This window comes from Streptomyces sp. NPDC096323 (assembly GCF_040302845.1).
Classification (GTDB): Bacteria; Actinomycetota; Actinomycetes; order Streptomycetales; family Streptomycetaceae; genus Streptomyces.
In genome coordinates this window covers 196,907-209,403 of the sequence record NZ_JBEOSI010000005.1, presented here as the reverse complement: position 1 = coordinate 209,403, position 12,497 = coordinate 196,907, and the positions used below count along the sequence as shown (strand labels likewise).

The 12,497-nt window shown below is 72.5% G+C and carries 12 protein-coding genes; 6 read left to right on the top strand and 6 right to left on the bottom strand.

Translation table 11 applies throughout. The features are described 5' to 3' along the window. The first annotated feature begins 209 nt into the window (after positions 1-209). From ABTX18_RS15775 to ABTX18_RS15765, 3 genes are all read left to right on the top strand, one after another. Positions 210-1,085: a bifunctional methylenetetrahydrofolate dehydrogenase/methenyltetrahydrofolate cyclohydrolase gene (locus tag ABTX18_RS15775; protein ID WP_352123293.1), complete on the top strand. Its 876-nt coding sequence runs from the start codon at positions 210-212 to the stop codon at positions 1,083-1,085. A gap of 20 nt (positions 1,086-1,105) precedes the next feature. Beyond that, on the top strand, positions 1,106-1,807 hold the full coding sequence (locus tag ABTX18_RS15770) for a DUF3017 domain-containing protein (RefSeq protein ID WP_352123292.1): 702 nt from the start codon (positions 1,106-1,108) through the stop codon (positions 1,805-1,807). A 438-nt stretch (positions 1,808-2,245) separates the two neighbouring features. After that, complete coding sequence (locus ABTX18_RS15765) at positions 2,246-3,235, top strand: malate dehydrogenase (RefSeq protein ID WP_136327632.1); 990 nt, start codon at positions 2,246-2,248, stop codon at positions 3,233-3,235. Between the two features lie 93 nt (positions 3,236-3,328). Here the strand turns inward: ABTX18_RS15765 and ABTX18_RS15760 are convergent, their stop codons facing one another. Further along, on the bottom strand, positions 3,329-4,057 hold the full coding sequence (locus tag ABTX18_RS15760; RefSeq protein WP_352123291.1) for an isocitrate lyase/PEP mutase family protein: 729 nt from the start codon (positions 4,055-4,057) through the stop codon (positions 3,329-3,331). A gap of 37 nt (positions 4,058-4,094) precedes the next feature. Then, positions 4,095-4,601, bottom strand: coding sequence for a carboxymuconolactone decarboxylase family protein (locus ABTX18_RS15755; protein ID WP_352123290.1), 507 nt, complete (start codon positions 4,599-4,601; stop codon positions 4,095-4,097). Between the two features lie 47 nt (positions 4,602-4,648). On the opposite strand from ABTX18_RS15755, the gene pdxR reads away from it, so the two are divergent. Then, positions 4,649-6,052 (top strand): MocR-like pyridoxine biosynthesis transcription factor PdxR, encoded by a 1,404-nt coding sequence (gene pdxR, locus ABTX18_RS15750; protein ID WP_352123289.1) that lies wholly within the window; start codon positions 4,649-4,651, stop codon positions 6,050-6,052. 9 nt (positions 6,053-6,061) lie between these two features. On the opposite strand, the gene ABTX18_RS15745 is transcribed toward pdxR, so the two are convergent. Continuing rightward, entirely contained in the window at positions 6,062-6,925 is an 864-nt protein-coding gene (locus tag ABTX18_RS15745) for a DMT family protein (RefSeq protein WP_352123597.1), read from the bottom strand. A 49-nt stretch (positions 6,926-6,974) separates the two neighbouring features. Then, a complete protein-coding gene (rocD, locus tag ABTX18_RS15740) occupies positions 6,975-8,180 on the bottom strand; it encodes an ornithine--oxo-acid transaminase (RefSeq protein WP_352123288.1) in 1,206 nt (401 codons plus the stop codon). Positions 8,181-8,382: 202 nt separating this feature from the next. On the opposite strand from rocD, the gene trpS reads away from it, so the two are divergent. Together trpS and ABTX18_RS15730 are read left to right on the top strand one after the other, a co-directional pair. Beyond that, positions 8,383-9,396 (top strand): tryptophan--tRNA ligase, encoded by a 1,014-nt coding sequence (gene trpS / locus ABTX18_RS15735; protein ID WP_352123287.1) that lies wholly within the window; start codon positions 8,383-8,385, stop codon positions 9,394-9,396. 136 nt (positions 9,397-9,532) lie between these two features. Continuing rightward, positions 9,533-10,123 carry a 2'-5' RNA ligase family protein gene (locus ABTX18_RS15730; protein ID WP_352123286.1) on the top strand — a complete coding sequence of 197 codons (591 nt, stop codon included), beginning with the start codon at positions 9,533-9,535 and terminating at the stop codon, positions 10,121-10,123. A 36-nt stretch (positions 10,124-10,159) separates the two neighbouring features. Here ABTX18_RS15730 and dprE2 read toward each other — a convergent pair whose 3' ends face one another. Together dprE2 and dprE1 are read right to left on the bottom strand one after the other, a co-directional pair. Beyond that, on the bottom strand, positions 10,160-10,960 hold the full coding sequence (gene dprE2, locus ABTX18_RS15725) for a decaprenylphospho-beta-D-erythro-pentofuranosid-2-ulose 2-reductase (protein WP_352123285.1): 801 nt from the start codon (positions 10,958-10,960) through the stop codon (positions 10,160-10,162). Between the two features lie 66 nt (positions 10,961-11,026). After that, complete coding sequence (dprE1, locus tag ABTX18_RS15720; RefSeq protein ID WP_352123284.1) at positions 11,027-12,388, bottom strand: FAD-binding oxidoreductase; 1,362 nt, start codon at positions 12,386-12,388, stop codon at positions 11,027-11,029. Positions 12,389-12,497 lie beyond the last annotated feature (109 nt).

Here is a 12,497-nt window from a genome sequence, read left to right as displayed (position 1 = left end):
GACGTACGGGGACGAATGCGGCCGCGCGGAGGAAGAAAACATCAGCGGTCCGCCCCCCGGATACTGCTGCGGCACTGCGGCGTTCATCGTTATGAGCCGAACCTGAGTTTGTCCAGTCGCGGTCCAAGAAGTTGTCCAAGTGCAACCTTGTGTCCACGGCCCGTATCTGTAATTGGTCCGCGGGCGGGGTCATCCGCGAGTATGGGGACATGACTGCCCAGATTCTCGATGGCAAGGCCACCGCAGCCGCGATCAAGTCCGATCTCACCGTCCGCGTGGCGGCCCTCAGGGCCCGGGGTATCACCCCCGGCCTGGGAACCCTGCTGGTCGGTGACGACCCCGGCAGCAGGTGGTACGTGAACGGCAAGCACAAGGACTGCGCCCAGGTCGGCATCGGCTCCATCCAGCGCGAACTCCCCGACACCGCCACGCAGGAGGAGATCGAGGACGTCGTCCGCGAACTCAACGCCGACCCGGCGTGCACCGGTTACATCGTGCAGCTACCCCTGCCCAAGGGCATCGACACCAACCGCGTCCTGGAACTGATGGATCCGGCCAAGGACGCCGACGGCCTGCACCCGATGAGCCTGGGCCGGCTCGTGCTCAACGAGCAGGGCCCGCTGCCCTGTACCCCGCAGGGCGTCGTGCAGTTGCTGCGCCACCACGGCGTCGAGATCAACGGCGCGCACGTGGTGGTCGTGGGGCGCGGTGTGACCATCGGCCGGTCGATTCCGCTGCTGCTGACCCGCAAGTCGGAGAACGCCACGGTGACCCAGTGCCACACCGGCACCCGTGACCTTTCCTCGCACCTGCGCCGGGCCGACATCATCGTCGCCGCCGCGGGCGTGCCGCACATCATCAAGCCCGAGGACGTGAAGCCGGGCGCGGCCGTGCTCGACGTCGGCGTCAGCCGCGACGAGAACGGCAAGATCGTCGGCGACGTCCACCCGGGCGTGGCCGAGGTCGCCGCCTGGATCTCGCCGAACCCGGGCGGTGTCGGGCCGATGACCCGCGCCCAGCTGCTCGTCAACGTGGTCGAGGCGGCCGAGCGCGACGCCGACGCCACCGCCGTCTCCGCCGGCTGATCCGGCCCGGAAGGAACCCCATGGGTGCTGGTACGAGCCCGGCCGACCGGGCCGCCTCGGCGACCGGGCCGGCCGACGAGCAGGCCGGGGCAGTCGACGAGCAGGCCGCGGCCACGGCTGACGCCGCGGCGGACGGCTCCGCGAAGGACGGCCCTGCGGTGGACGGCCCCCCGCCGAACGCCTCCGAGCCGGACGCGGTAGCCGCCCCCGTTGCCCCCGAGCCGGACTCCGCAGACGCCCCCGAGCCGGACGCCCCCGCGAAGGCCACGGACGAGCGCACCGGCAGCCATCCGGAGCCCCGCCCCGCCGCGGCCTACGCGGCGCGCCGGTCGCGGCGGTTCCCGTCGTTCACCCGGGACACCGCGCGTCCCGAGGGCGGCGGCCGGGCGGCGGGCGGGGACGCGCCCGCGCCCGCCCGCCAGTGGCCGCTGCTCGCCGTGCTCTGCACGGCCGGGGCCGGTCTTCTGATCGTGGCCGCCGACCCCTTCGACCAGGCCTTCCGGATCGGCACGATCCTGATCGGCGTGGCGCTCGTCGTGGGTGCGGTCCTGCGTCTCGTGGTCCCCTCGGTGGGCATGCTCGCGGTGCGTTCCCGCTTCACCGACCTGGTGACGTACGGACTGCTGGGCATCCTCATCGTGATGCTGTCCCTCATGGCGCAGCCCGACCCGTGGCTGGACATCCCGTTCCTGGAGGACGCGGTCCACTTCACGATCCGCTGAGGCCCGCCGGCCCGGACGGTGTCCGTCCCCTCCCCCGAGAAGGGACGGACACCAGGGACGGGACCCACCGGTGCGCGATGCCCCGGTAAGCGGCGAGTTGAGCGGCCTTGCCCCGTCCTGGCTCCAGCCTTGTCGACGGGGATCGGGGGTTCAAGGAATCGCTGGGGCCTGTGGCACGGAAGTGACCATTCCGCCACCGTGTGATCGCTGGGCAACGGTGGCGGACCCGGCTGTTCCGCCACGGCGCGCCGCCGCCGCCGACCCCCGGCCGGGTGAGCGGGCGGTGACCGGTTGTGTGCGGTGCCACAGGGGGGCGGGCGGCCGTGGGCTTCCGGGTCGGATAGCCTGACCGCTGGATATCTCTTCACATCAAGATTCAGGGATGTCCAGCACCAGGGGCCAGGAGCCCCCACCGCCAGCTGTCTAACGGAGATCGCCATGACCCGCACTCCCGTGAATGTCACCGTGACCGGCGCAGCCGGCCAGATCGGCTACGCGCTGCTCTTCCGCATCGCCTCCGGCCACCTGCTCGGCCCGGACGTGCCGGTCAACCTGCGTCTCCTGGAGATCCCGCAGGGGCTGAAGGCCGCCGAGGGCACCGCGATGGAGCTCGACGACTGCGCCTTCCCGCTGCTGCGCAACATCGAGATCACCGACGACGCCAACGTCGGCTTCGCCGGTGCCAACGTCGCCCTGCTCGTCGGCGCCCGCCCGCGCACCAAGGGCATGGAGCGCGGCGACCTGCTCTCCGCCAACGGCGGCATCTTCAAGCCGCAGGGCAAGGCGATCAACGACAACGCCGCGGACGACATCAAGGTCCTCGTCGTCGGCAACCCGGCCAACACCAACGCGCTCATCGCGCAGGCCGCCGCCCCGGACGTGCCGGCGGAGCGCTTCACCGCGATGACCCGTCTGGACCACAACCGCGCGATCTCGCAGCTGGCCGCCAAGACCGGCGCCGCCGTCTCCGACATCAAGAAGCTGACGATCTGGGGCAACCACTCGGCCACCCAGTACCCGGACATCTTCCACGCGGAGGTCGCCGGGAAGAACGCCGCCGAGCTCGTCAACGACGAGGCGTGGCTGGCCGACACCTTCATCCCGACCGTCGCCAAGCGCGGCGCCGCGATCATCGAGGCCCGTGGCGCGTCCTCGGCCGCCTCGGCCGCCAACGCCGCCATCGACCACGTGCACACCTGGGTCAACGGCACCGCCGCGGGCGACTGGACCTCGATGGGCATTCCGTCGGACGGCTCCTACGGCGTCCCCGAGGGCATCATCTCGTCGTTCCCCGTCACCACGGAGAACGGCACGTACAAGATCGTCCAGGGCCTGGACATCAACGAGTTCTCCCGTGCGCGCATCGACGCGTCGGTGAAGGAGCTCACCGAGGAGCGCGACGCGGTCCGCGAGCTCGGCCTGATCTGATCCGTACGTCCCCCGGGGACACACGGACGCCACCGCCCCCGGCAGCAGTGAGTCGCTGCCGGGGGCGGTGGCGTTTTCCGGTACGGGGGAGCCTCAGGCCGTCCGGAGCCGGTCGGCGAACCCGCCCAGCGCCGCCATGGCCCGGCGCTGGAGGCCGGGACCGAACGTGACGCGGGCGGCGCCCAGTTCACCCAGGCGCCGCGGGCCCGGCCCGTCCGGCCGGGCCAGAGCGTTCAGCGGTGCGGGAACGGCGGCGGACAGACGGGGGAGCGCCTCGGGCGGTGCCATGATCGGGTAGACGCCGTCGGCGCCCGCCGCCACGTACAGGAGCGCCCGCCGCACGGTCTCGGCCTCCTGGTCCACGCCCTCCGGAACGCCGGTGACATACGTGTCCACCCGGGCGTTGACGAACAGCTCGTCCCCGGCCGCCGCCCGCACCCCGGCCAGCCGGTCCGCCTGCCACCGGGCGTCCACGAGGACCCCGTCCACCGTGTCCTCCAGATTGCAGCCGACGGCCCCCGCGGTGAGCAGCCGCTCCACCAGCTCCCTGGGCTCCAGCCCGTACCCGGCCTCGATGTCGGCCGACACCGGTACGGAGACGGCGCGGGCGATCCGGGCCACCGCCGCGAACATCTCGGCGGCGGGCGTGGCCCCGTCCTCGTAGCCGAGCGAGGCCGCGACCCCCGCGCTCGGGGTGGCGAGGGCAGGGAACCCCGCGTCGGCGAGGACGCGGGCGCTCGCGGCGTCCCAGGGGCCGGGGAGGACCAGCGGATCGCCGGGAGTGCGGCCGTGGTGCAGCGCGCGGAGGGCGGATGCGGTCATCGCGAATGGCTCCTGAGGCGAGTGGGGAAGGCCGGGATCAGTGGTCGCCGGGCGTGTAGTGGCCCGGGACCATGCGCGTGGTCACGGCGAACCGGTTCCATGCGTTGATCGCGATGATCGCGGCGATCAGATGGGCCAGCTCGGTCTCGTCGAAGTGCTTGGCGGCCTTCGCGTACACCTCGTCGGGCACGAAGCCGTCGGTCAGGACGGTGACCGCCTCGGTCAGCTCGATCGCCGCGATCTCCTTCGGCGTGTAGAAGTGCTGCGACTCCTCCCAGGCGCTGAGGTTCACGATCCGCTGCACGGACTCGCCCGCCGCGAGGGCGTCCTTGGTGTGCATGTCGAGGCAGAACGCGCAGTGGTTGAGCTGCGAGGCCCGGATCTTGACGAGCTCGCCCAGGACCGGGTCGATCCCCTTGGCGGCCGCGCCGTCCAGGCGGGCCATCGCCCGGTAGACGTCGGGGGCGTGCTGCGTCCACTGCATGCGCGGGGTGTGCTCGGCGGTGTACTCGGATCCCTGGTGACTGTTCTCGTTCGTCGTCATGCATACGACGCTACGGGGTCAGTGGCGCACCGGTATGGTCCATTTCCATGACGGATCCCTGGGCCAGTTTCGGCGCCGACCTGCACCTCGACCTGACCGGATCGACGGGGCTGCGGGCCGGTCTCATGAACGCCCTGCGGGAGGCGGCCCGGACCGGACGGCTGGCGCCCGGGACCCGGCTGCCCTCGTCCCGGACCCTCGCCGCCGACCTCGGCATCGCCCGCAACACCGTCGCCGACGCCTACGCGGAACTGGTCGCCGAGGGCTGGCTCACCGCCCGGCAGGGCTCCGGCACCCGGGTCGCGCAGCGGTCCGCGCCGCGCCCGTCCGTCACCAGGACGCCGCGTACCCCGCGGCCGAGCGGCAGCCCCGCCTACAGCCTGATGCCCGGCTCGCCCGACCTGGCGACGTTCCCGCGCGCCGAATGGCTGAAGGCGGCCCGCCGCGCCCTCACCCGCGCACCCCACGACGCCTTCGGCTACGGCGACCCGCGCGGACGCGTCGAGCTGCGCACCGCCCTCGCCGACTACCTGGCCCGTGCCCGCGGAGTGTACGCGGACCCCGAACGCATCGTGGTCTGCGCCGGCTTCGTCCACGGGCTGAGGATGCTGGGGAAGGTGCTGCGGGAGCGCCGCGTGCGTGAGGTCGCCGTCGAGTCGTACGGACTGGAGCCGCACAACAGCCTGCTCACTGATGCCGGGCTGCGCACCCCCTGCCTGCCCCTCGACGGACTCGGCGCGCGGACCGGGGAGTTGTACGGGATGCGGGGCGCGGGCGCGGTGCTCCTGACGCCCGCTCACCAGTTCCCGACCGGGGTTCCGCTCCACCCCGACCGGCGGACAGCGGTGGTCGACTGGGCGCGCAGCACCGGCGGCCTGATCCTGGAGGACGACTACGACGGCGAGTTCCGCTACGACCGCCAGCCCGTCGGCGCGCTCCAGGGCCTGGATCCCGAACGGGTGGTGCACCTGGGCACAGCCAGCAAGTCCCTGGCGCCGGGGCTGCGGCTGGGGTGGATGGTGGTGCCGCAGTCGCTGGTGGGCGAGGTGACCGCCGCGAAGGGCTGGAGCGACTGGGCGTCCAGCGCGCTGGACCAGCTGACCCTGGCGGAGTTCCTCGCCTCCGGCGCGTACGACCGGCATGTGCGCTCCATGCGGCTGCGCTACCGCAACCGCCGCGACCAGCTGGTCGCGGCCCTGGCGGAGCGGGCCCCCTCCCTCCGCGTCAGCGGAATCGCCGCCGGGCTGCACGCCGTGCTCGAACTCCCGCCGGGCAGCGAGGCCGAGGTCGTCCGGGCGGCGGCCTGGCAGGGCCTCGCGGTGCAGGGCCTGTCCTTCTTCCGGCACCCCGACGCGGAGGCGCGGCCCGAGGCCCTCGTCATCGGTTACGGAACACCGACCGACAGCGCCTGGGCGGGCGCGCTCGACGCCCTGTGCCGGATCCTGCCGTAGGACCGACCGTCACATGGGGGCCGGCGTGCCCGGGACCACCGGCTCAGGGGTGTCCGACGGGGCCTCGCCGAACCGGGCCAGGGCCAGCGCTCCCGCCACGGCCACCGCGAAGCCGGTGACCGCCACCCAGCCGAGGCCGTCACGGGTACGGTCCCCGAGCAGGGCGACCCCCACCAGCGCGGGCCCGATCGTCTCGCCCAGGACCATTCCGGCGGTGGCCGTCGTCACCGAGCCACGCTGCAGCGCCGAGGTGAGCAGCAGGAACGCCGAGCCACCGCCCACCAGGAGCGCGTACACGGCGGGGTTGGTGACGAGCGCGGCGGGCGACACGTCGTCGATCAGCCGGACGCCCACCTCCACCACACCGAAACCGCAGCCGGCGCCGAGCCCGAGGACGAGGGCGCGCGCCCGCTCGGGCAGTCGGCCCGCCGCCGTGCCGGTCAGCAGGATGGCGACGGCGACGCCGAGCATCGCCCATCGCAGCGCGGCCGATCCGGCCGCGTGCCCCTCCTCGCCGGAGGCGAGCCCCAGCATGCCGAGTCCCGCGCAGACCACGGCGACGGCCGTCCACTCGGTGGAGCTCAGCCGCACCCCGAGCAGCCGGGCGGCGACGACCGCGGTCACGGCGAGGCTCGCGGCCAGGGCCGCGCCCACCGCGTAGATGGGCAGGGAGCGCAGGGCGACGACCTGGAAGACGAAGCCGAGGCCGTCGAGCGCCAGTCCGGCCACGTAACGCCACTGCCGAAGGGCCCGCAGCAGCAGCGCCGGGTCCACCCCCGCACCGGCCCCCGGCTCGGCCGCGGCCCGCGCGGCGACGGCCTGAAGGACGGAGGCCGTGCCGAAGCAGACCGCGGAACCGAGCGCACAGATCATCCCCAGGAGCACACGGGGACTCTACGGGGCACCGGGCGTCCGCCCCGGATCAGCCCCGCAGTACCTCGCGCAGCTGCTCCAGCCCCCAGTCCAGGTCCTCCTTGCTGATCACCAGGGGCGGGGCGATCCGGATCGTCGAGCCGTGGGTGTCCTTCACCAGCACCCGCCGGTCCATCAGCCGCTCGGAGATCTCCCGTCCCGTGCCGCGCCCCGGCTCGATGTCGACACCCGCCCACAGCCCGCGCCCCCGCACCGCCTCCACCGCGCCGCCGCCCACCAGCAGGCCCAGCTCCTGATGAAGGTGCTCGCCCAGCTCCGCGGCACGCTGCTGGTACTCGCCGGTGCGCAGCATCGCGATGACCTCCAGCGCGACCGCGCACGCCAGCGGATTGCCGCCGAACGTCGAACCATGCTCGCCGGGCCGGAAGATCCCCAGGACCGCCGCGGACGACACCACCGCCGACACCGGCACCACGCCCCCGCCCAGCGCCTTGCCGAGCACGTACATGTCGGGCACGACACCCTCGTGCTCGCAGGCGAACGTCTTCCCGGTCCTGCCCAGACCCGACTGGATCTCGTCCGCGATGAACAGCACGTTCCGCTCGCGGGTCAGCTCCCGGACCCCGGGGAGATAGCCGGGCGGCGGCACCAGCACCCCGGCCTCGCCCTGGATCGGCTCCAGCAGCACCGCCACGGTGTTCTCGGTCATCGCCTCCCGCAGCGCGGTCAGATCCCCGTACGGCACGATCTCGAACCCCGGCGTGTAGGGACCGTAGTCCGCGCGCGCCTCGTGGTCCGTGGAGAAGCTGACGATCGTCGTCGTCCGGCCGTGGAAGTTGTCGGCGGCGACGATGATCTTCGCCATCCCGTCCGGGACGCCCTTGACCCGGTAGCCCCACTTGCGGGCGGTCTTCACCGCGGTCTCCACGGCCTCCGCCCCGGTGTTCATCGGCAGGACCATCTCCATGCCGCACAGCTCGGCGAGCCCCGTACAGAAGTCGGCGAACCGGTCGTGGTGGAAGGCCCGCGAGGTGAGGGTCACGCGCTCCAGCTGGGCCTTGGCCGCGTCGATCAGCCGGCGGTTGCCGTGGCCGAAATTGAGCGCCGAATAGCCGGCGAGCATGTCGAGGTAGCGCCGGCCCTCGACATCGGTCATCCAGGCGCCGTCCGCCGTCGCGACGACGACGGGCAGCGGATGATAGTTGTGCGCGCTGTGCGCCTCGGTGGAGGCGATGGCGGTTTCCGTGGTCGACACGGGATCTCCGTTCGTCGTGCGGCTCGGGCGCTGGGTATGCCCACTTTGTATCGTCGGTCGGATCCCCGACGAGGAAACCTCTTGCGCGCGGCGCGCCCGCGTTTTGTGCTGCCGGGACCCGCCCGGGGCCCCCTCCGGCGTCCTCACGCCTTTCTTCCACCGGCTGCCCGGGAACGGTTGCGTACCTGAGACAATGACTTCCATGGCCTCTGAACGTCCCCGTGTGCTTTCCGGAATCCAGCCCACCGCAGGCTCGTTCCACCTCGGCAACTACCTCGGCGCGGTCCGCCAGTGGGTGGCTCTGCAGGAGTCCCACGACGCCTTCTACATGGTGGTCGACCTTCACGCGATCACCGTCCCGCAGGACCCCGCGCAGCTCCGCGCCAACACCCGGCTCGCCGTCGCCCAGCTGCTCGCCGCCGGGCTGGACCCGGAGCGCTGCACGCTCTTCGTCCAGAGCCACGTCCCGGAGCACGCGCAGCTCGGGTGGGTCATGAACTGTCTGGCCGGGTTCGGCGAGGCGTCCCGGATGACGCAGTTCAAGGACAAGTCGGCCAAGCAGGGCACCGACCGCACCACGGTGGGGCTCTTCACCTACCCGCTGCTGATGGTCGCCGACATCCTGCTCTACCAGGCCGACCAGGTCCCGGTGGGGGAGGACCAGCGCCAGCACCTGGAACTGACCCGCAATCTCGCCGAGCGGTTCAACGGCACCTACGGGGACACGTTCACGATTCCGGACCCGTACATCCTCAAGGAGACGGCGAAGATCTACGACCTGCAGGACCCGTCCGCGAAGATGAGCAAGTCGGCGGCGACCGCCAAGGGTCTGATCAACCTCCTGGACGAGCCCAAGGTGACCGCCAAGAAGGTGAAGAGCGCCGTCACGGACACCGACACCGTGATCCGCTTCGACCAGGTGGAGAAGCCGGGCGTCAGCAATCTGCTGTCGGTGTACTCCACCCTCACCGACACGTCCATTGCCGACCTGGAGCAGAAGTACGAGGGCAAGGGCTACGGTGCGCTGAAGACGGACCTCGCCGAGGTCATGGTCGACTTCGTCACACCGTTCCGCACCCGCACCCAGGAATATCTCGACGACACCGAGACGCTGGACTCCATCCTGGCCAAGGGAGCGGAGAAGGCACGGGCCGTCGCCGCCGAGACCCTGGCGCGGACCTATGAGCGCATGGGCCTTCTGCCTGCCAAGCACTGAGACCGCCCCCCATGCGCCGGTCGGTCTGGGGTCCAAGGACCCTGGCGCCAGGGGCCCCGCAGGCTGCACACTGGCGGCGTAAAGCATGCGGCTGCCAGTGGCTGAAAACAGATGCTCGAGGATTGAGGAGAACGACGTGGGGACCGTAACGCTCGGCGTTTCGATCGCGGTCCCGGAGCCCTACGGCAGCCTGCTCCAGGAGCGGCGCGCGAGCTTCGGGGACCCTGCCGCACACGGCATTCCCACCCACGTCACCCTCCTGCCGCCGACCGAGGCGGAGGCGGCCGCCCTGCCCGCGATCGAGGCGCACCTCACCGCGATCGCGACGGGCGGCCGTCCCTTCCCGATGCGGCTCTCCGGCACTGGCACCTTCCGCCCGCTCTCGCCGGTCGTCTACGTCCAGGTCGTCGAGGGCGCCTCGGCCTGCTCCTGGCTCCAGAAGCGGATCCGGGACGCCTCCGGGCCGCTGGTGCGCGAGCTCCTGTTCCCGTACCACCCGCACGTGACCGTGGCGCACGGCATCTCCGAAGCGGCGATGGACCGGGCCTACGCGGAGCTCGGCGACTACGAGGCGTCCTGGACGTGCGGCTCCTTCGCGCTGTACGAGCAGGGCGTGGACAGCGTCTGGCGCAAGATCAACGAGTTCCCGTTCGGAGCGGGCGGCGGCAGCCCGGCCGTGCCCGCCCAGAGCGGCAGCTCCGTGGACGCGACCTCGCTCCACGGCTGAGCCGTTCCACACCTGAGTGGCTCCACACCTGAAAGCTCAGACGGGCAGCCGCCGGAACAGCGGCCGCGGTACGTGCCGCAGTGCCGACATCACCGCGCGCAGCGCCCCCGGCACCCACACCGTCTCCGAACGCCGCCGCAGCCCTGTCACGATCGCCTCGGCGACCGCGTCGGGCGTGGTCACGAGCGGGGTTCGGGTGAACGGGATCATCGCGAGCGGCGCCCCGGCCGCCGCCGCGCCGGACCCGGCGGGCGCGGACGCCGGCCGGACGAGACCGGGGCGTACGACCATGACGTGCACCCCCGTGCCGTGCAGGGCGTCCCCGAGTCCCTGCGCGAACGCGTCCAGGCCCGCCTTGCTCGACCCGTAGATGAAGTCCGCGCGCCTGGCACGCTCCCCCGCCACGGAGGAGAGCACCACCAGCGAGCCGTGCCCCTGCGCCTGGAGTGCGCCGGCGCACACCAGACCGGCGGAGACGGCGCCCGTGTAGTTCGTCTGCGCGACCCGGACCGCGGCGAGTGGCTCCTCCTCGTCACGCTCCTGGTCGCCCGGGATGCCGAAGGCCAGGAGCACCATGTCGATGTCGCCCTCGGCGAAGATCTTGCCGAGGCCGCTCTCGTGGGACTCGGTGTCCAGCGCGTCGAAGTCGACGGTACGGACATAGGCGCCCCGGCCGCGCAGCTCGGCCGCGGCCGACTCCAGGGCGGGGGAGGGGCGGCCGGCCAGCCAGACGGTGCGGGTGCGGCGGGCGATCAGGCGGCGTGCGGTGGCGAGCCCGATCTCCGATGTGCCGCCGAGGACGAGCAGGGACTGCGGGGCACCGAAGGCATCCTTCACGAGAACGCTCCTTAAAGGCGGAAGAGGGTGGGGAGCGCGGCGGCAGGGTTGGTGACCGCCGCGCCGTCAGAGGGAGAGCCGGCGCGAGAGATCGGACCGGAACGCGCCGCCCGGGTCCCACTCGGCCCGGAGCTGCCGGAACGCGTCCAGCTGCGGGTACATCGCGGCCAGCGCGTCCGGGCGCAGCCGGGAGTCGGCCGTCAGGCAGACCCGGCCGCCCGCCGCCGCCACCTCCTCGTCCATGCGGTCGAGGAAGCGGGCCAGCCCCGGCAGGGCGGCGGGCAGGTCCACGGTGAGGCTCCAGCCCGGTTCGGGGAACGACAGCCAGCCGGGGCCGCTCGGGCCGAACCGTCCGAGCACGGCGCGGTGCGACGGGCAGCGCCGCTGCGCGAGCTGCCGGACGATCCGGCGCAATGTCTCCGCCCGCCTGTCCCCGATGGCGAACTCGTACCGCACGAAGCCGCCCCGGCCGGGGAGCCCGAGCGCGCGGGGTGCGGTGTCCTGCGGGTGGAAGAACGTGGAGATCCGCTGGAGTTCACCGGTGCGCGACCGGGGCGCGCGGCGGTAGCGCAGCTCGTTGAACGCCGCAGCGGACATCCGGCCGAGCAGCCCGCCGGGCGTCAGGTCCGGTAGGAGCCCGTGCGCGGGAGACAGCGGGGCGGCGCGGAAGTGCAGCGGTGTGCGCCGGGCGAGCGCCGGGAGCATGTGCAGGGGTGCGTGCTCCCCCTGGGTCAGGACGCCGCGTCCCGTCGACCGGCCGCGGGCGGTCAGGTCGATCCAGGCGGACGCGTAGCGGTGGCGGCGGCTGCCGGTGGCCAGCCGGGTCATCAGATCGTCGAGATCGAGGGCCCGTTCGGTGTCGACGGCCATCAGGGACGTGGCGACCGGCTGGAGCCGGAGCGTGGCCGAGAGGATCACCCCGGTCAGGCCCAGGCCGCCCGCGGTCGCGTCGAAGAGCCGGGTGCCGGGGAGGACCGTACGGACCCCGCCGTCCGCGGTGAGGAGCGCGAACTCCGTGACGTGGCGGGAGAAGGACCCCGCGGTGCGGTGGTCGTGGCCGTGGACGTCCGAGCCGATCGCCCCGCCCACCGTGATGTGCCGGCCGGCGGGCGTCACCGGTGGGAACCAGCCGAGCGGCAGCAGCACCTCCGTCAGCCGCTGCAGGCTCACCCCCGCGTCGCACACCACGACTCCGGCCCCGGCGTCGATGGTCCGGATCCGGTCGAGCCCCGTCATGTCGAGGACGGAGCCCCCGGCGTTCTGCGCCGCGTCGCCGTGCGCCCGGCCCAGGCCTCGTGCGATCGAGCCGCGCGGCCCGCAGCCGCGCACCGCGGCAACAGCCTCCTCGTAACTCCGGGGGTGAAAACGCAGCGCGGTGGTCGGGGCGGTGCGGCCCCAGCCGGTCAGGGACACGGTGTCGACAGACATGAGGGTGACCGTATCGCCCGAGAAAACACCTTTGAGGGATTTGTTACAACACTCACCGAAATGGGTGATTTAGGGTCGTCATCAGGCCCTCGGCGGACCGGTCGCCGGT

What these genes read in the sequence shown, in the direction of transcription:
- ABTX18_RS15745 (WP_352123597.1), bottom strand. Translation starts at nt 6,925, where the DNA reads ATGATCTGTGCGCTCGGTTCCGCGGTCTGCTTCGGCACGGCCTCCGTC.
- ABTX18_RS15775 (WP_352123293.1), top strand. Translation starts at nt 210, where the DNA reads ATGACTGCCCAGATTCTCGATGGCAAGGCCACCGCAGCCGCGATCAAG.
- ABTX18_RS15770 (WP_352123292.1), top strand. Translation starts at nt 1,106, where the DNA reads ATGGGTGCTGGTACGAGCCCGGCCGACCGGGCCGCCTCGGCGACCGGG.
- ABTX18_RS15760 (WP_352123291.1), bottom strand. Translation starts at nt 4,057, where the DNA reads ATGACCGCATCCGCCCTCCGCGCGCTGCACCACGGCCGCACTCCCGGC.
- ABTX18_RS15765 (WP_136327632.1), top strand. Translation starts at nt 2,246, where the DNA reads ATGACCCGCACTCCCGTGAATGTCACCGTGACCGGCGCAGCCGGCCAG.
- trpS (WP_352123287.1), top strand. Translation starts at nt 8,383, where the DNA reads ATGGCCTCTGAACGTCCCCGTGTGCTTTCCGGAATCCAGCCCACCGCA.
- pdxR (WP_352123289.1), top strand. Translation starts at nt 4,649, where the DNA reads ATGACGGATCCCTGGGCCAGTTTCGGCGCCGACCTGCACCTCGACCTG.
- ABTX18_RS15755 (WP_352123290.1), bottom strand. Translation starts at nt 4,601, where the DNA reads ATGACGACGAACGAGAACAGTCACCAGGGATCCGAGTACACCGCCGAG.
- dprE1 (WP_352123284.1), bottom strand. Translation starts at nt 12,388, where the DNA reads ATGTCTGTCGACACCGTGTCCCTGACCGGCTGGGGCCGCACCGCCCCG.